This window comes from Verrucomicrobium sp. BvORR106, from assembly GCF_000739655.1.
Lineage (GTDB): Bacteria > Verrucomicrobiota > Verrucomicrobiia > Verrucomicrobiales > Verrucomicrobiaceae > Verrucomicrobium.
The window spans coordinates 17,995-35,400 of sequence record NZ_BATR01000114.1 but is presented as its reverse complement, the minus strand read 5'-3'; the positions used below and the strand labels follow the sequence as shown (position 1 = coordinate 35,400).

Sequence of the window (17,406 nt, the reverse complement as noted above, 5' to 3'; positions counted from 1 at the left end):
TGTAACGATCGCCCGCCTCGCGACATATGCCTCACTCAACCTCGGAACCGATGCGTCCTGTTTTAACTTCACGCTCACTGCCCACCATCCCCGGGGCTGGCCTGGCCTTGCTGATCGTCGCGGGCACGCTCGCGCTGGGCTTGTATCCCGCCACCACCGAGGCCTGGCAGTGGCAAAGGGGCACCGGGGGAGTCCTTCCACAGCCCGGGCACTGGCAATGGCTGACGAGTCACATCACACACTGGTCATGGGGGCACCTCATTTGGGACTTGGTGGCCTTCATCATCCTCTCGTTCGTCTGCCTTCGGATTCTGCCGTCCCGTTATCCACTCGCCTTGGCCCTCGCTGCCGCGCTGATCCCCCTGGAGGTCCGGCTGCTGGAGCCCCAGTTCACTTCGTACCGAGGCCTTTCAGGTCTCGATTCCGCGCTCTTTGGTCTTGTCGTCGCGGCGCTATGGAGGACGAAAGCCCCCCTCCCGCGCCTGCTCGCAGCGTTGGGCACTTGTGGGTTGGTCGGGAAAACCGGGTTCGAGTTGGTTACCGGCACCACGCTGTTTGCTCCGGCTGAACCTGGCCTCTACCTGCCCGTGCCCTCGGCTCATCTAACGGGATTTGTCGCAGGACTTCTCGCTGGACTACCGATGGGCTGGGCTCTAACACGCCCGCCAGCACCGTGCGCCCCCGGCTCGCGAAACAGATTTCATCTTCCTGCATGGCCCCGGTGATAGCTCCCTGCACCTCTCGGCGTTTAGCTCTGGCCTTTTTGGCCGCGTCCGGCCATTCTCATCGTTTTTCCGATCCCATCTCCCGCCTCATCACATCAACCCAACTCCCCTGACACTCCGACTCCCGACTCATGGCCTCCATTCCCCCTCCCAACGCCCGCGGCCGCAACATGGCGCTCACTGCAGCTTTCTTAGGCTGGCTCTTCGACGGCTTTGAGATGGGGCTTTTCCCCTTGATCGGCAAACCTGCACTTCAGGACCTGCTGGCAGGTACCGGAGACGCTGCTCTGATCAGCCAGGGGGTGGACCGCTGGTTCACAGTCATCATTGCCACCTTCCTGGTGGGGGCTGCCACCGGAGGCGTCTTCTTCGGCTGGCTCGGCGACCGCATCGGCCGGGTGAAGGCCATGACCTTCTCGATCTTCACGTATGCCATCTTCACTGGTCTGTGCGGTTTCGCCACCGAGGCTTGGCACGTTGCGATCCTGCGTTTCATCGCCTCTCTAGGTATGGGCGGGGAATGGGCCTTGGGCGTGGCCCTGGTCAACGAGCTCTGGACCAAAGGCAACCGAGCCTGGGTCGCAGGGGCAATTGGTGCCGCAGCGAACATTGGTTACCTGCTGGTGGCCTTCCTCAGCTTGGGAATGAACAATTTCCTCACCTCAGTCCAGGATATCTTTGCTTCACTGGGTGCTTCACAGAGCCTCTCGGACTACCTGTTGCACAATCAGGCCTGGCGCTTCCTGATGATCAGCGGGGCTTTCCCCGCCGTGCTTATCTTCTTCATCCGGCTCTTTGTGCCGGAGTCTGACAAGTGGGAAGAGGAGAAGAAAACCGGTTCTACGTCTCACTGGAGCACGCCTGACCTGCTCGGCGTCCTCTTTGGCGCCGTCGTCGCGATGATCATCATCTGGGCGTGGTCGCCCATGGGTGTGGCCACTCCTACGGCCACCGTGATTACTGTCGTGGGATTCTGTGCGGTGGTCTGGGGCTTCCTCCTGCCCGTGCGCCGCTACCTCCAGCGCTCCACGGCAGCGGGCAACATGTCTGAGGATACCCGCCGCAAGGTCCGGTCCAACCTCGTCATCGGTGCCACCCTCGCGGGCATCGCCCTGCTTGGCACCTGGGGCGCCGCCCAACAGGCCCCCAAATGGTCCACCGAGCTCGCCTCCAATGGGTACTCCCACCCCATGCAATACACCCAGATCTGCACGGCACTTGGAGCCACGGTGTTTGCCCTCCTCACACCGGTGCTCGCAGACATCCTGAACCGTCGCCTGACCTACTTGATCTGCTGTATCACGGCCATGGCCTCCAGCATCTTCTTCTTCCGGTTCAACACCCAGATTGATACCAACTTCTTCATCAGTGCCTTCCTCATGGGTGGTCTGACGGCCTCCTTCTACGGCTTCTTCCCTCTCTATTTGCCAGAGCTCTTCCCCACGGCAGTTCGCGCCACCGGTCAGGGGTTCTGCTTCAACGTCGGCCGCATCATCGCCGCGATTGGTGGCCTTCAATTGGCCAACCTGATCGCCGTCTTCGGCGGGGAAGGCGTCTCCAAGCTCCAAGCCTCCGCCAGTGCCTTCACGGTTCTGTGCAGCGTCTATTTGGTGGGCATGCTCCTCATCTGGTGCGCCCCTGAGACCAAGGGGAAAGCGCTGCAATAACAGATGGAAAAGGGATGAGGATCAAGGGGTAAGGGCTCTTTTGCACGTCCGTTTCGGACCCCACTTTAGCCGGGGCAGGCCGGGGAATTTCCCTATGGCCTGCTTTTCCCTTGTCCCTTTGCCCTTATCCCTCTCTTCCCTTGACACCCGTGCCGTTCGTATGCCTTTGTGCCCGTTCCTATGTCCAAATCCCTCATCATTGCCGAAAAGCCCAGCGTCGCTGCGGACCTTGCCCGCGCGCTTGCCAAGGCCCCCGGCATGACTCCTTTCAAGAAGGAGAGCGACTTTTTCGAAAACGAAACGCATGTCATCACCTCCGCAGTCGGCCACCTGCTGGAGCAGGAAATGCCCATGAAGGATGGCAAGAAAATTGGCTGGGGGTTCACCACTCTCCCGATTCTCCCTGAGAAGTTTGAGCTCAAGCCCATCGACAAGACGGCCGACCGCTACCGGGCCGTGACCCGCCTGATCAAGCGCAAAGATGTGACAGACATCATCAACGCCTGCGACGCCGGGCGTGAAGGCGAGCTCATCTTCCGGAACATCATTGAGGCCACCGGGACGAAGAAGCCTGTGAGCCGGATGTGGATGCAGTCCATGACCAACGGGGCCATCCTGGAGGCGTTCGACAAGCTCCGCAGCGACGAGGACATGCAGCCTCTGGCGAATGCTGCCAAGTGCCGGAGCGAGAGCGACTGGATCGTGGGCATCAATAGCACCCGTGCGCTTACTGCCCTGAATTCACGTCACGGCGGATTCCGCCTCACGCCGGTCGGTCGCGTCCAGACTCCGACACTCACTATTCTGGCCAAGCGCGAGCGCGAGATCACGTCTTTTGAGCCGCGCACCTATTATGAAGTCCACGCCCTTTTTGGCGTCTCGGCCGGAGAATACGCCGGACGCTGGCTGGACGAGACGTTCAAGAAAGACGACACCGACGAGCATCTGAAGGCAGAGCGCCTGTGGGACCGCGAATCAGCGGAAGCCATTGTCGCCCGTTGCTCTGGCAAAAAGGCCACGGTGGAGGAAACCACCAAACCCACCCGCCAGGTCGCCCCGCTCTTGTATGACCTGACGAGCCTACAGCGCGAGGCGAGCAACCGCTTTGGTTTCAGTGCCCGCCGCACCTTGCAGTTGGCCCAAGCCCTGTATGAGAAGCACAAGGCCCTAACCTATCCTCGTACAGACTCCCGTTACCTGCCGAATGACTACATCCCGACGGTAAAAGCGACCATTCGAGGATTCTCCGATCTGACAGCCAGCAAGTCTGGTGCCTTCCCGGTGGAGTTGCGTCCCTTCTGCGACAAGATCCTGGACGAGGACTGGGTACGCCCAAATCGTCGCGTCTTCGATACCAGCAAGGTGAGCGATCACTTTGCCATCATCCCGACGGGCCAACCCCCGCCGAAGAGTCTGGACGAGGCGGAGCAGAAGCTTTACGACATGGTGTTGCGTCGTTTCCTTGCCGTGTTTTTCCCGGCAGCCGAGTTCGATGTCACCACCCGGTTCTCCCGAATTGGCGAGGACGTGTTCAAATCCGACGGCAAGGTTCTGCGCGAAGCGGGCTGGCTCGAAGTCTATGGCAAAAAGGGTGTGGACGAGCAGGAAGGCGAAGGCGGCGGCAGGGTCCTCGTGCCCGTGAAGCCGAAAGAATCGGCCGATGCCAAAACCGTGGAGCTGCGTGAAGAATCCACCAAGCCCCCACCCCGCTACAACGAAGCCACCCTTCTCTCCAGCATGGAAGGTGCGGGCAAGCTGGTGGACGATGATGAACTGCGCGAAGCCATGAGCGAACGCGGTCTGGGCACCCCGGCCACTCGCGCCGCGATCATTGAGGGCCTCATCATGGACAAGTACGTCGAGCGCCAGGGTCGCGAGATGATCGTGACGACCAAGGGCCTCGACCTCGTGGACCAGCTTTCCGACCTGGGGGCCGAAACTCTCTGCTCACCGGAGCTCACCGGGCAATGGGAGTACAGGCTCAAGCTCATGGAACACCGCCAGCTCGACCGCAACAGCTTCATGCGGGACATCCGCACGCTGGCGGCAGACATCGTGGACAAGAGCAAAGCTTACGCCAAGGCCGCCAAAGAGCGCGTCCTTCCAGACTTCGTTGCCACCTGTCCCTTCTGCGGTGCCAAGACACTCAAGAACACTGAGGAGTTCGTGGTCTGCAGGACTGACGACTGCAAGCTGCGCGTCTTCAAGAACGTGGCGGGCCGCAGCCTGGCCGATGAAGAACTACGTACGCTAATCGAAAAACGGTTTCTCCCCACGATGGACGGTTTCCGCAGCCGCGTCGGAAAAGAGTTCAGCGCGGGGCTGGAGATCAAAGACGACCGAAAGGTCAATTTCGTCTTCGAGAAAGGTCAGAGCGATGAGATTAACTGGGACGAAGCCCCGGTCCTCTGCGAATGCCCGGTATGTGCCAAGCAAGGCAGAAAGGCAACCATCCACATCCTGCCGGTCGGCTACGTGTGCCACACCGCCATCACGGAGCCCAAAAAATGCAACGCCAAGCTCCCGTTGGAACTCTGTAAGAAGAGGATTAGCGAGGATAATGCCCGGAAATTTTTCACCCAGGGTAAGACGGACGTCATCGAAGGCATGATCTCAAAGAAAAACCGTCCTTTCAGCGCCTTCCTGGTCTGCAAGGCCGGGGACAAACGCATCCTCGGCTGGGAGTTCCCACCGCGGGAACCCAAGCCAAAAACCGCCACAACCAAGGCCCCGGGGGCCAAATTTGGACGGCAAAAGCCCGCCCAGGCAGAGGAGCAACCCTAGTCCCCTCGAACCGGGCTCTAGGTAAGTTTCAAGCGGCCGGAAGCGGGCCAAAGTTCGCTTCCGGCCGAATTAACACCCCTTAGTCAAGGGGCGTTTTGCATTTTTTTCTTGCCAAATCCCCTGTTTTTGTTTACAGGTTCTAGGAACTAGCAACCAAACCAATACTAGTCATGCCCTACGCCGATCCAGAAAAACAAAGACAGGCCCAGGCCGCGTGGTTCCGCAACGAATACCGCGCCAACGCCAAGTTCCGCAAGAAGCACCTCGCGGAGAAAGCCGCCTGGTGGGCGGAGCGTGCCACTGAGGATGAAAAAGAGCGCCGTCGCGTTTACGCCCGCGACTACATGCGCAAAAAGCGTGCGAGCGCCAAGCGCCTCGCTGCTAAGGAAGCCAAAGCCAAAGGCAAAACGGTAGCCGCCCCTGTTAAGAAGGTCGCTGCCAAGCCCGTGGTGAAAAAGGCGGTGAAAGCCGTCAAAGTGGCTAAAAAGGCGGTCAAAGTAACGAAGGCTCCCATCAAGAAAGCCTCGGTGAAGCCCGTGAAAAAAGCTGCCGTCAAAAAAGTCGCCGCCAAGGTGGCCAAGAAGGCCGTGAAAAAGGCGGTCAAGAAAGCCCCTGCCAAAAAAGGCAAGCGCAAGTAATTCACCTTCAAAGGTGCTTTAGCGGAAATTATCCAAAGTCTAGTTTCTTGAACCTGGTAGGACGGCACCCCGGTGCCGTCCTTTTTTTGTCCACCTCACCTCGAAGCTCCCGGCACTTTCTTAGAACCCGGAACGGTACCAGTGGCACCCGCCGTGGTGCGGTTGTTTACAAAACCATGATAACTTCCTCTTCGCGTGCTTCCTGAACCCGGCCGTCTTCCGGAGAACAGATCTCAAGATGCGATGAGAGGCAGGGCGACATCCCCATCGGTACCAGTGAGTCGAAAGTCCCTACCCCCATAGTTGAAGGTCAGGCGCTTGTGATCCAGCCCCAGCAGATGGAGGACGGTGGCATGCCAGTCGTGAATGTGCATGGGGTCAACTACAGCCCGATGGCCAAACTCGTCGGTGGCTCCATACCGCAATCCTCCCCTCACCCCGCCTCCGGCCATCCAGATGGAGTAGCCACGGTGATTGTGATCCCGCCCGTCCCCGCTCTGGGCGTAGGGCGTGCGCCCAAATTCCCCCGCCCACACCACGAGCGTGTCCTTGAGCAGACCACGGGCCTTCAGGTCAGTCAGGAGGGCCGCGATGGGCCGGTCGGTGGCCGCACACGCCTTGGCCAGGCCGTCTTTGAGGAGGTGGTGGTGATCCCATCCGGTTGGGGATGCGATCTCAACGAACCGGACGCCAGCCTCTGTCAGCCTCCGGGCCAGGAGGCACTGCCGGGCAAACTGGTCATTGGGTTCCCCCACCCCGTAGAGCTTGCGGACGGCCTCCGATTCTCCCCGAAGGTCCAGCACGTCCGGAACTTCCGCCTGCATGCGAAACGCCAGCTCGAACGATTCAATCGCTCCTTCTATCTCCGGTTGGTGAACGGCCTGCCCCAGCCGGTGCTGGTTGAGAGCCCGGACAAAGTCCACCTGACGCCGGAGTTCCGGGCGGCTGAGGTGCTGGTTGACCAGATTCTTCAGAGGAGGACCAGGGGCCACGTCCTTCTTCAAAAGGGCGGCATACAGATCGGGAAGCTGGCTGCTGCCAAGACGAGTTCCCTGGCAGGCCGCCGGAAGAAAGGCACTGCCATAGTTCTGCGCCCCTCCATTGTCTGCCGGGGGGTTGAGCGTGATGAACCCGGGCAGGTTGGAGTTCTCACTGCCCAGCCCATAGAGCGTCCACGCACCGAGAGATGGACGCACGAACTGAAAACTGCCCGTGTGCATCTGACCGAATGCCTGGGCGTGATTGGGCAGATCGGTGTGCATGGAGTTGACGATGCACAGATCATCCGCATGACGGGCCAGCAGCGGGTAGGTGGAGGCAATCCACTGCCCAGACTCCCCATGCTGGGCGAAGGGGTGGGCAGGACCGAAGTACTTAGCACCTGCGGCATCCCGCCCCTGGCTGACCACCTCGCCATTCCGGCGGATCAACTCCGGCTTGTAGTCAAACAGATCCACATGGGAGGGGCCACCCCTCATCGTCAGAAAGATCACCCGCTTGGCTCTCGCCGGAAAGTGGGCGCTTGGGCCAGCAAGAACCGACGCTGCCCGCCCCTCCTGGGCAAGCGCCGCAAACGCCAGCCAACCAATGCCAGACGAGAGGGTGGCCAGGACTTCACGCCGCGTGGAGCCGGCGGGTGGGAGGAATTGCGGGGGGAGACGGCTAGAGAGACTCCGAATCATGGCCAGTGCATGGATTTAAGGATTTGTTCCCGCCACACCGCGTAGGCCGTGTCATTCAGATGCAGCCCGTCCGGAGTGAATTCTGCCTTCAACTGACCTTGGCCATCCACCATGAGCGCATGGAGGTCGATAAAATCATACCCAAACTCTTCCGACATCTTCTTCAGCAGAGCGTTGATTCGCCGAACCGGCTCATTCTGCCGGTCGTGCTCACCCCTCGTGGGGAGGAGGGACTGTACGTGCACTTTTACCCGGGGAGCCCCCACTTTGAGCCGCGAAAGAAGCTCGCGATAGCCCACCTCCATCGTCTCGACCGTACGCCCCGAATTGAGGTCGTTGATCCCGATCAAGAGAAAGACATCCGTGGCGCTACAGTCGAATACGGAGCACTCCAGTCGCTGCAGCACCCCGCGAGGATCATCCGCTGGCAGCGCGTTCCCAATCACATCCGCGCCAATTCCTCGATTGAGGACCCGGCGCCCGGGGAAAAATTTGGCCACATCGAAGCCTTCCGTGATGCTGTCGCCAAGCAAAACCACGTTTTTCCACGCCTGAGTCTGTTCGTTGAAGGCCCGTACGCGATTCTGCCAATGCATCTTGAACAGGGCGCCCCAGTCGGCACCCCCATCCCGTTTGCCGGCCTCCGGTTGCTTCTCTTCCGCATGGAGCTCTGTCATCCCCAGTAGCCCCACCCCCAGCAAGGCCAGAAGGGCACTGCAGAGTCTCTCTCGACGTTTGGCGCGGGTCATCATGGCAAAGGGTGCTTCCATCAGACTGACAGGGGGAGGGTTTTCAGGTCCGTCCCTCTCCTACAACGTGGCGATCCTCTGTCGAAAAGTTCAGACGACTGAAGAATTTTCCTGCCTGCGGCAAAAAAGTTCGATGGAGATGACCGGAGTGCAATTCTGTCAGAACGGACACACTCGGCACCGGCGGCACAGCCTTACTCTCATTTTCAACAATTTTCCCACTCACGCCTCCCACCAAAGCCAAAGAGGTCGAGCACATTCCCAGACGACGGATTGCCGCGGGTTCGAGATTCAAGCATGCGAGAACTTCCAGATTGAGGAACGAGGAATTACCGCCACAGGTTGCCACAACCCACTCAAGACAAAAGAGGCTTGCTTGAAGATTCGGCAATCAGGCGTATAAGCAGTCCATCCCCATTGCTTTCCAATGCACATTAATATCAAGCGAGCGATCAAGTCCCGACCCGCCCTGCATGCGATGGCGCGATGGATAAACTCGAGACTCAAGGGAACGTGGAAATATGATCCGTCGATCTGGATTGGAAAGATCGTGAGCCCGGCCAGCGCCCAGATCGTCCAGATCGGTTCCAATGACGGCAAGACCGGCGATCCTCTCCACCGACTTCTGCGCAGACGCCGCCGCTGGAAAGCGCTCTTCGTAGAGCCCATCCCGTACCTTTTTGATCGGCTCAAGGGAAACTACAACGATCCCAAACGCTTTGCCTTTGAGAACACGTTGATCAACGACGGCAGCCCTGCGCAGTTCTTCTGGGTGGACCCTGCGGCACGTCAGTCGTTGAAGGATCTGCCCCCGTGGTATGACCAGCTGGGCTCCTTCAATCGTCATCACATCACCTACTGCCTGCCTGTGGTGGAGCCCTTCATCAATGAGTCCTTGCTTCCTGGCATGACTCTGGAGGCGTTGCTCACCAAGCACAGCATCCTGAATGTGGACATCCTGCACATCGATACGGAAGGGGCTGACTACTCCATTCTCCGCCAGCTGAATCTGGATGTCCTCAGACCCAGGGTGATCTTGTTCGAGCACAAGCACCTGGCCAAGGAGGAGGCAGAAGCTTCCGTGCGTTTCCTCGCCCCATACTATTCGATCTACCGGTTGAGGGGAGACACTCTGGCGGTGCCCCCCTCGGCCGATGCACTTCTACAAGCGGCCGGACTTCAGCCGCTGTCAGCGCTGGTGTCCTTGGAAAGCAGCTTGCCAGCGGGAGCCCGCCAAGGGTCCAGCTGACGACTGAACCCTCACTGCGGCTTGGGCAGTTCTTTTGCAGGGGACAGCTTCGGATCGTCCAAGTCCAGCCGGTACAGCATCTGGTTGTAGTCATATCGCGGCGTCGCATGCGCGTGATCGGCGAACTGCATGGTGTAGGTCCCTTCGAAAAGGAGGATGGGTGATCCCTCCGGCGTGAACTCCGGGTGCAAGCGCGGATTGTAGAACGTGTAGTTCTGATGGGTGACCACTTTTACCGCCGGGCCCCATGGTCCGGTGGGATGGTCTGCCTCCGCGTACCACAACTCACCGAAGACAGAGGGCTTGCCAAAGCTCTCCATGAAGACGCTCACCCAGCGCTTCCGGTAGGCATTCCACGCGATGGAGCCACTGTGAGGCACCACCTTGTCCTGTCCGCCGGTGCCTCGCAGAGACTCCTGGCGTTTCAGCGTCTCCCACTGGGCAGCATCTTCCCAGGCCTCAAACGTGGCCGGGCAGCGCAACACCGGGAGAGGGTCGCCAAAGTAGACCCACTCCTTCCCCTGCTCATCCTTCCACAGCGCCGGATGCCCGGAGGGCATGGGAGGCTGCTTCGGGTGGGCAGCGTCCTGCTTCCAGAGGACCTTGTGCTGGACGAAGGCGTTTGTTTCCTCATTCCACACGCACAGGCCGCTTTCATATGCATCCATGGGAGACTTGATCTTCACATAGGAGCCGACCAGACGGATCTTGCCCGTCTTGTCCGGCAGCGAGGTGTAACCGCTCACCCAGGTCGGCCCGCTTCCCGGCATCTTCGCCACCCCGCGCACCGCACCCTTGTCATCCCTGAAGTAGTCAAACCGCAGCTTCAATGGTGGCTCGAACCGATCCAGAGGCTGCACCGGCGTGGTGGCGCTGCTCATGTCGAACACGCCCAGCGGATAGCCAGGGATGGCCGTGTCCCCCCAGGCCCAGAACATGCGGCCACGGTACACCGCATTCTGCACACTGTCGCAGCCCACGATGCCCTGCTCCTGCCAGTCCAGCATCTCGCCCAGGCGTTGACTTTCCGCGTACAGCCCGGCTCCGGTGAGCCGCCCGAGCCTGCGGGCAATGTTCGTCCGGGTCACCTCCACTTTCAGAGTCTGCCCCGCCACCGGGGTCAGCCTCACCCCCTGCATCCCGAAGCCGTCTTTGCCGACTTCGTAGCCGTGACCGATCACATCGAACCAAGTCAGCCTGCCCAGAAGATCGGGCGCATCGAAGGCGATCACCCCGGCATTGTCCGTGATGTATCGCTGCTGGTTTACCGTCCTCAGTTCCACCAGCGGCACCGGCCAGCCGTTCTCCTTGTCCACCACCTGGATGCGGCAAAGGCCTGAGGGCACCGCGAGGGCTTCCGCTCCTGGGAGAGAGCAAATCGTCAGGCTCAAAAGCACTGGAATCAGTTGTTTCATGGGTATCAAAGGAATTCTGGAAGAGGGGCAAACAAGCGCCCGATGCCGAGGGCGACCGGACCAGGGTAAAGTTCGCAACGGAGCGGCAGCTCAGTCCACCAGTCTGAATTCTGCCGTGGCCAGCAGGGATTGGCAGAAGGCCGTCCAGCTTTCCGACTCCTCCCCCGTCTCTAGGTATTGCTGGGCCAGACGCAGTTCTGTCTCATCCGGTTCACGGGTAAAACAGAGTTGAAACGCCAGTCGAATGCGTTCGCCTGTGGAGAGCGGTTTTTGAAGCAGGTGGCTGACGAGCGCCTCCGCCTGCTCGCGCACGAATCGTCCGTTCAGGAGGTAGAGCGCCTGGAGGGAGTTGTTGGTCACATCCCGGTCCCCGGACACGAGGCTCGGTTCGGCAAAGTCAAAGGTCTGCAAGGCATCCGGCAACTGGTCCCGCAACACCGGCAGGTACACCGACCGGTGACGGGAGCCATCCAGGTCAGCGGGGATTTTCTCATTGAACCCGATGAGCGAAACCGACTGCCCATCCAGCTCGGCTACCAGAGAGCCCCGGCGCCGCGACCTGTCCAGGTTCCCGGAAACAGCGAGCATGGCATCACGAATCACCTCCGCATCCAGACGGCGGGGGCGCATGCGCCAGAGCAACCGGTTGTCAGGGTCCTGATCGTAGGCTTCAGCGCGGTACATCGCGGACTGCCGGTAAGTACGTGACAGCACGATCTCCCTCACCATCGACTTCACCGACCACCCCTCTTGCATGAACTGGACCGCGAGGGCGTCCAGCAAGGCGGGATGACTTGGCACCTCTCCGCTGGCACCGAAGTTGTCCACCGTACGCACCAGCCCCGTGCCGAAAAGTTGACGCCAGATGCGGTTCACCATCACCCGGGCCGTGAGCGGGTGGTCCCTGCTGCCGAGCCAACGGGCCAGTTCCTGCCGCCCACTCTGATCCCCTGGCATGCGTTGGGCCGGCTGCCCCTTCTCACGGAATACCGCCGGCAGGGCCCGGGGCACCTTTTCCCCTGGGTGACTGATGTCGCCCCGGTCAAGCAACGGGGCATCCTGCACCTTGTCCGGAGCCACATCTTGGACGCCCATGCAGAGAGGCAACGCGCGTCCTGAATCATCCACCGTCTGCAACCGCCCCTCGATGCCGCCCCGACTCCAGTAGATGCGGATGGCATTCTGGAGAAACTTGAAGGAGTCCTTGCTGATGTCCCGCCCCTCCTCCAGGGCCTTCTTTACCATCGCGTTCTGCTCCTGTTCCTCACGATTGAGCGTTGCCAGATCCGCCTTTAGCTTTGACACCTCCCCGGGACGCAGAGCTTTGTTGGGAATGACTTGTCCAGGAAGACTGGGCAGCCTCAGCAATTCCCCGCCGTTGTTGTTTTCGGAATCGATCCAGGTCCCATAGAAGGTGCGGGTGCTGCGGAAGATGCCAGCCAACGCATAATAATCCTCCATGCGATACGGATCAGATTTGTGATCGTGGCAGCGTGCGCAGGCCACCGAGCTGGCAATGATTGCCCGCGTCACCGTATCTACCTGTTCATCCACGAGATCGGCGGCGAACTGTGCCTTGCTCATTTCATTGAGCCCCTTTGCCCCCATCGCCAGGAAGCCTGTCGCGATGAGGAGCCGGGACCGCTCCGAGTCGTTTGCAGCGGGCAGCAGATCTCCAGCGATCTGTTCCAGCAGAAACCTGTCGAAAGGAACATCACCATTAAAGGCATCAATGACATAGTCCCGGTAGCGCCAGGCATGAGGGAAGGTCAGGTTGGACTCCCGACCATTGGACTCCGCGAACCTCGCGACATCCAGCCAGTGCCTCCCCCAGCGCTCTCCGTAGGCGGGGCTGGCCAGGAGCCGGTCCACCGTCTCGGCCAGATGCGCCTCCAGTTCGGGCCCCGGACCGCCGGCCTCCGCCCTCTGCCAGCCGGCCACGAATGCAGTTGTTTCGTCTGGAGACGGTGGCAGCCCTGTCAGATCGAAGTGGAGCCGCCGCAGCCACACTGCGGGCCGGGCATCCTGAGAAGGCGAGAGATTTTTAATCTCCAGTTGCGCCAGGATGTGCGCATCCAGCGGCTGTCGCTGCCAACTGCTGTCCCGCACCTCCGGGGGCGCACCCATCACCGGAGGCCGGTTGCTCCAGAACTGGCGACCTTCCTCAAGATCCATGTTCGAGGAGGGACGCGGGGCAGCCGCTGCCACACGGGGATCTGGAGCACCGGCCTTGATCCAGGCTTCGAGATCGGCGATCACACCTGCAGGAAGCTTTGGCTTCTTCGGGGGCATTTCCAGATCCGCCTCCAGATGCTTCACCGCGGCAAGCAGACGGCTTTTCACCACATCACCAGGCACCACAGCCGCACCGCCCTCTCCCCCATGCAAGAGTCCCTCCCGGGTATCCACCACCAAACCGCCTTTGGCCTTCCCCGACTCGGCAGAATGACACTCATAACAGTGCTCCACCAGCACAGGGCGGATGCGTGTTTCAAAGAACCGCACCCCACCTTCCGCGGGGGCGTCATCTGCACAGGCGGAGAACTGCCCGAGAAGGGAGACTGCCGCCAGGCAGAAGGGAAGGCGGTTGCGGCGCATGAGGATCACGGCGTCTTGGTTTCTGTGGCGGGTTGCGATTTGTTGTCCTTCTGTTCCAGCCAATTCTCAGTCTTTTGTGCTGGCCATGAGGCGCTGAGACTGCGCGTGCCGGACTCCTCAGACCAGATCATCCAGCGGGGCACTGCCGGGGTGCCATCGAGTGCCGCGAAGGTGAGCTCTGTTGAGGACTTCCAGGAGGGCAAGGTACGGCACCGCCACTCGGGATGTGCCGGGGAGACGATGGTGGTTTTACCTGAACCCAGATCCACCACAGCCACCGCATCAGAGCCACCTTCCGCCACGGCCACCCGTTTTCCATCCGGAGAGACCACAAAGTAGCCCAGATCACCAGGAAGACCTCCAGGCGCGGTTGGCACGGGCGTCAGGGTCTTGCCATCCTCCGAGATGATGTAGAGGCGCGACTCGACCTCTGGCTCCGTCCCTGCCATCGGCAGCGTCAGCGGCAGGGCGGAGAACAGGACCCGGCCATCCGGTAGAGACTGGACCCGGTACGGGTTTGGCATCACGGCGAGCGCCAGATTGTCCGAATTCTGCCGGACCTCCTCAGTGGCAAGGTCCCCCTGCTCATCCAACGCCGTCACCCGGTGAATGCGGCGCATCACACTCCCAGTCCCAGAGAAGGCCCCGGTGTACACCAGCGAGCGCCCATTCGGGCTCCAGTCGTAGCTTACCCCCACCTGCTGGGCGAGCACCGTAGCCTCCCCTCCCTTTAGAGGGCAGACCTCGAGCGAAGCCCATTCATCTTCATCCATCAACCGGAGAAACGCCACTGTGGCATGGCGCGAGGAAACTTTGGGCGAGGTCAGATCTCGCAGGCTGCGCAGGAGAACGCGAGGCTCCGCCCCGCCCGGTTTCACCGTCTTGAGATCCACCACGCAGATCTCATGCACCACATGTTCGGTCTTTTCCTCATCGAGCTGCTTGATCAACTCCTGACCGGCAGGACTGCGCTTGAGCATCGCGTCGATGAGTTGCTTCTTGCGCTCGTAGGTGCAAAGGAAGGCGGCGATCTGGGGACCGCGTTTCGACAGCGGAGAGCCTTGGAGCAGCTCCTGCGACGTCTTAGCCGCGACGCCCGATGCCATCAGAGCTTCCACCATGCCGGGAACTCCAAGCGAGAGGCGCTCCACTTCCTCCACCTCTTTGGCCGGGATGTGGACCCGGGCCAGATCCCAGGTGGGGAAGGTACGACTGCGCACCACGACAAATCCCGACCCGTCTGGCAGCCAGCTTACCCCGCCTGGCAGCTCCGCAGTTTGCGAACCGCCAGCCACCAGCGGCGTCCCGGGCGTATCACCAGGCTTCAGCACATGTAACCCGTCCTCCAGCAGAACGGCAGCCCGGGAACCATCAGGGGACCACCAGACCCGCTCGTGAGGAAGGCAACCGGTGGTCATCAGGACCACGCCCAACAACAATAAAAACTGGGATATCCGTTTCATCGAACTCAAAGTTTTTCGATCAGTTTCCTTCCACTCGGGTGAAAAGGAGACCCTGGCGATCGTTGTTGCCAGAGATCCGGTACTTCGCCCAGGGACTGGGCGGGACGTTGGCCGCCAGGGCGGGACGAACTTCCTGCACCTTGCCCTGGGCCTTCTCTGCCTTGCCAGATGCGAGTCCGCCCTGCGTGCCGGCACTACCCGCGCCCAACTGGAAGCCCATAAGGCCAGCCCCACCGGCTACCGCCAGCGCCGCAGCGATCTTCAGCCACGGCAGTTGAGAGTGCCGGGCTGGAACGCCCACCTTGGGTGCCTCCTTCAAATCGGTTCCCGCGGAGGGCACCAGTTCGGGATGTGCCTGCACCGCTTTTTTCGTCACCGCCAGAGTTTCCTCGATCCGCCTGGATTCCTCTTTGGCGGCGGGATTCTGGGCCAGGTAGGCTTCGAGCAGCGCCTCGACCTCGGGCCGGAGCTCTCCCATGTGCCAGTCCACGATCAGGGCCTGAAGTTCTTGTGTTTTCATAGGCTACAGTCTTTTTGCTAAGGGTTGGAAGGAGCGGAGTCAGCAGCGTCCGCCGATAAACGTTGTCGCACTTCCGCCACGGCGTGGTGCAGCCGGGAGCGGACCGTGCCGACCGGAATGCCCAGTACTTGAGCGATTTCGGCGTAGGAAAGATCTTGTGAAAATCGCAGGTCCAGGATCTCCCGTTGCAGGGGAGACAGCCCGGCGATGGTTTCGCGAGCCGCCGTGACTCGATCATCAGTCGGCAACACGACGACAGCAGCCTCACCGTGGGATTCCGCTGACTCAGGATCAAACGGAATGACGTTCTGGTCCTTGTGCCGCTGGGTCCAGGCAGCCTGGCTGATCCGGCGGGCGATGCCAAACAAGTAGCCCCGCGCACACTCCAGATTCCGCCCATCCTCCAGGCTCCGGGCCATCTGAAGGAACGTCTCCTGCACGAGATCCTGCACCGCCTCACCCGCCCCGTGGCGGCGGGTGAAGTAGCGCGAGAGGTCCCCGGAGCTCTCACTGAAGAGGCGCTCGAGCAAAGGCGGATGGGGGGCAGATTCCACGGCAGAGTGCGAGGACGAGACAGATGGGTGATCGTTCAGCGGCACCGGTCGCCCAGCGCCTCCTTTCAAACTCTACGTGGAGTCTGCCTGAAAAAAGGTTCACTGAGGAGCGCAAATTTTGTGCGCCGGACAGTTGTCACATGGACCTGCCCTGTGGGATTCACACTGACTCCCTACCTAGGAAGGCAGGCACCACTTTGACCCCCGTCTCTTTCACCCTCCCCTCTTCTACCAGCTTGATCACCATGTGGTAAATCCGCTTCGCGAACGCGGAAGGACTCACGGCATACCGGGTCATGCGCGGCACCACCCAGTCCAGAAAGGCATCATCATCCCGGCAGAGGACGGCCATGTCCTGCGGGATGCGCACCCCGCGTCGCAGCAGATGGGAGTGCACGGTCAGGGCATATCCCGAGCGAGCCACCAGTAGGGCGGTGGAACGCACCCGTCCCGCCAGCAGGATGTCCAGACAGGTGCAGATGCCATCCACAGTCCCATCATGGTGGACGATCTCACCAGCGATCTCTCGCCGCACCGCTGCGGCCACGCCTTCGCGAAAACCAGCCTCGCTCTCCAGATCACCGCCATAGCGGTTCTCCTGTAGCAAGAATGCAATCCGCCGGTGACCGCGCTGCACCAGCGCCCCCACGGCGTGCCGGCAGGATGCCCGGTAGTCCCGGTCCACGGAAGGAAGCGTCACACCAGGGAAGGTGGACCCCACGACCACGCAGGGCAATCTACTTTCCTCGAACCAGCGCTGCATCGCCTCTGTGGCCTGGTATAGCACCCAGACCGTGGCCGGTGAGCCGGAGGTGATGACCTCCAGCGCCTGAACCGGGCTCTTTTTGCCAAAGCCCCCCTTCCCCACAGTCACCTTCAGGACCTGTCCGGAGGCGGCCAGATGGCTTCTCAGTTCATCCACCCAGTGCATCACAGTCGGCGGCAATGACTCCAGGGACTCAGGACTGAGCAATCCCACGGTGAGCGGGCGAGATACCTCGGCCCCAGCTTGCGTGAGGATTCGAGTCCGCCTTCCTTGCCCCACCTCCAGCAGATGCTCACGTTTCAGCAACTCGACTGCCGCTCGCAGAGTGGGGCGGCTGACCTGCCATTGGTTGCACAAGACTCGCTCCCCCGGCAGATGCCCCTTCCATTGCCCTGAAGCAATGCCAATACGCAACGCCTTCGCAGTCTCCACGATCAAGGATGTCTTCGAGGGGCGGATAGGTGGGGCGGACATTCGGTTACCTCACCATCTCGATACAGACTGGTCAAGACTTTTGACCGGCATCCATTCCCCTTGAGCTCTCTTCATTGGATTCTTTAGATTCCCTGCTAGCGTTGGCCCGCGGGGAAATCCCT

At 60.8% G+C, this 17,406-nt stretch carries 13 protein-coding genes; 5 read left to right on the top strand and 8 right to left on the bottom strand.

Going from position 1 to position 17,406, the window contains the following annotated elements:
- The first annotated feature begins 50 nt into the window (after window positions 1-50).
- The 4 genes from BV106_RS35960 (at window position 51) to BV106_RS35955 (ending at window position 5,814) form a co-directional block, all read left to right on the top strand.
- Window positions 51-725 carry a rhomboid family intramembrane serine protease gene (locus tag BV106_RS35960; RefSeq protein ID WP_051946117.1) on the top strand — a complete coding sequence of 225 codons (675 nt, stop codon included), beginning with the start codon at window positions 51-53 and terminating at the stop codon, window positions 723-725.
- Window positions 726-856: 131 nt separating this feature from the next.
- Complete coding sequence (locus BV106_RS20655) at window positions 857-2,392, top strand: MFS transporter (RefSeq protein ID WP_038167761.1); 1,536 nt, start codon at window positions 857-859, stop codon at window positions 2,390-2,392.
- A 180-nt stretch (window positions 2,393-2,572) separates the two neighbouring features.
- Window positions 2,573-5,176, top strand: a complete 2,604-nt coding sequence (locus BV106_RS20650) for a DNA topoisomerase III (protein WP_038167760.1) — start codon at window positions 2,573-2,575, stop codon at window positions 5,174-5,176.
- A 170-nt stretch (window positions 5,177-5,346) separates the two neighbouring features.
- Entirely contained in the window at window positions 5,347-5,814 is a 468-nt protein-coding gene (locus tag BV106_RS35955; RefSeq protein ID WP_051946116.1) for a hypothetical protein, read from the top strand.
- A 233-nt stretch (window positions 5,815-6,047) separates the two neighbouring features.
- On the opposite strand, the gene BV106_RS20640 is transcribed toward BV106_RS35955, so the two are convergent.
- On the bottom strand, window positions 6,048-7,496 hold the full coding sequence (locus tag BV106_RS20640; RefSeq protein WP_051946115.1) for a DUF1501 domain-containing protein: 1,449 nt from the start codon (window positions 7,494-7,496) through the stop codon (window positions 6,048-6,050).
- Window positions 7,493-8,266: a GDSL-type esterase/lipase family protein gene (locus BV106_RS20635; RefSeq protein WP_038167754.1), complete on the bottom strand. Its 774-nt coding sequence runs from the start codon at window positions 8,264-8,266 to the stop codon at window positions 7,493-7,495. Before BV106_RS20635 ends, BV106_RS20640 begins: the two co-directional genes overlap by 4 nt.
- A gap of 406 nt (window positions 8,267-8,672) precedes the next feature.
- On the opposite strand from BV106_RS20635, the gene BV106_RS20630 reads away from it, so the two are divergent.
- The gene (locus BV106_RS20630) at window positions 8,673-9,494 is read left to right on the top strand and encodes an FkbM family methyltransferase (protein ID WP_038167753.1); all 822 of its coding nucleotides are present in this window, start codon (window positions 8,673-8,675) and stop codon (window positions 9,492-9,494) included.
- A gap of 11 nt (window positions 9,495-9,505) precedes the next feature.
- Here BV106_RS20630 and BV106_RS20625 read toward each other — a convergent pair whose 3' ends face one another.
- From BV106_RS20625 to BV106_RS20600, 6 genes are all read right to left on the bottom strand, one after another.
- Window positions 9,506-10,909 carry a hypothetical protein gene (locus BV106_RS20625; RefSeq protein WP_265595903.1) on the bottom strand — a complete coding sequence of 468 codons (1,404 nt, stop codon included), beginning with the start codon at window positions 10,907-10,909 and terminating at the stop codon, window positions 9,506-9,508.
- Window positions 10,910-10,999: 90 nt separating this feature from the next.
- Window positions 11,000-13,507: a PSD1 and planctomycete cytochrome C domain-containing protein gene (locus tag BV106_RS20620; protein WP_038167752.1), complete on the bottom strand. Its 2,508-nt coding sequence runs from the start codon at window positions 13,505-13,507 to the stop codon at window positions 11,000-11,002.
- Window positions 13,508-13,512: 5 nt separating this feature from the next.
- Window positions 13,513-14,970 (bottom strand): hypothetical protein, encoded by a 1,458-nt coding sequence (locus BV106_RS20615; RefSeq protein WP_265595902.1) that lies wholly within the window; start codon window positions 14,968-14,970, stop codon window positions 13,513-13,515.
- A 19-nt stretch (window positions 14,971-14,989) separates the two neighbouring features.
- Complete coding sequence (locus BV106_RS20610; protein WP_038167747.1) at window positions 14,990-15,490, bottom strand: hypothetical protein; 501 nt, start codon at window positions 15,488-15,490, stop codon at window positions 14,990-14,992.
- Between the two features lie 17 nt (window positions 15,491-15,507).
- On the bottom strand, window positions 15,508-16,044 hold the full coding sequence (locus BV106_RS35950) for a sigma-70 family RNA polymerase sigma factor (protein ID WP_265595901.1): 537 nt from the start codon (window positions 16,042-16,044) through the stop codon (window positions 15,508-15,510).
- A gap of 160 nt (window positions 16,045-16,204) precedes the next feature.
- Complete coding sequence (locus BV106_RS20600) at window positions 16,205-17,284, bottom strand: substrate-binding domain-containing protein (protein WP_038167746.1); 1,080 nt, start codon at window positions 17,282-17,284, stop codon at window positions 16,205-16,207.
- Window positions 17,285-17,406: the final 122 nt, after the last annotated feature.

What these genes read in the sequence shown, in the direction of transcription:
- BV106_RS20610 (WP_038167747.1), bottom strand. Translation starts at nt 15,490, where the DNA reads ATGAAAACACAAGAACTTCAGGCCCTGATCGTGGACTGGCACATGGGA.
- BV106_RS20625 (WP_265595903.1), bottom strand. Translation starts at nt 10,909, where the DNA reads ATGAAACAACTGATTCCAGTGCTTTTGAGCCTGACGATTTGCTCTCTC.
- BV106_RS20620 (WP_038167752.1), bottom strand. Translation starts at nt 13,507, where the DNA reads ATGCGCCGCAACCGCCTTCCCTTCTGCCTGGCGGCAGTCTCCCTTCTC.
- BV106_RS20640 (WP_051946115.1), bottom strand. Translation starts at nt 7,496, where the DNA reads ATGATTCGGAGTCTCTCTAGCCGTCTCCCCCCGCAATTCCTCCCACCC.
- BV106_RS20615 (WP_265595902.1), bottom strand. Translation starts at nt 14,970, where the DNA reads ATGAAACGGATATCCCAGTTTTTATTGTTGTTGGGCGTGGTCCTGATG.
- BV106_RS20635 (WP_038167754.1), bottom strand. Translation starts at nt 8,266, where the DNA reads ATGGAAGCACCCTTTGCCATGATGACCCGCGCCAAACGTCGAGAGAGA.
- BV106_RS20650 (WP_038167760.1), top strand. Translation starts at nt 2,573, where the DNA reads ATGTCCAAATCCCTCATCATTGCCGAAAAGCCCAGCGTCGCTGCGGAC.
- BV106_RS20655 (WP_038167761.1), top strand. Translation starts at nt 857, where the DNA reads ATGGCCTCCATTCCCCCTCCCAACGCCCGCGGCCGCAACATGGCGCTC.
- BV106_RS35960 (WP_051946117.1), top strand. Translation starts at nt 51, where the DNA reads ATGCGTCCTGTTTTAACTTCACGCTCACTGCCCACCATCCCCGGGGCT.
- BV106_RS20600 (WP_038167746.1), bottom strand. Translation starts at nt 17,284, where the DNA reads ATGTCCGCCCCACCTATCCGCCCCTCGAAGACATCCTTGATCGTGGAG.
- BV106_RS35955 (WP_051946116.1), top strand. Translation starts at nt 5,347, where the DNA reads ATGCCCTACGCCGATCCAGAAAAACAAAGACAGGCCCAGGCCGCGTGG.
- BV106_RS20630 (WP_038167753.1), top strand. Translation starts at nt 8,673, where the DNA reads ATGCACATTAATATCAAGCGAGCGATCAAGTCCCGACCCGCCCTGCAT.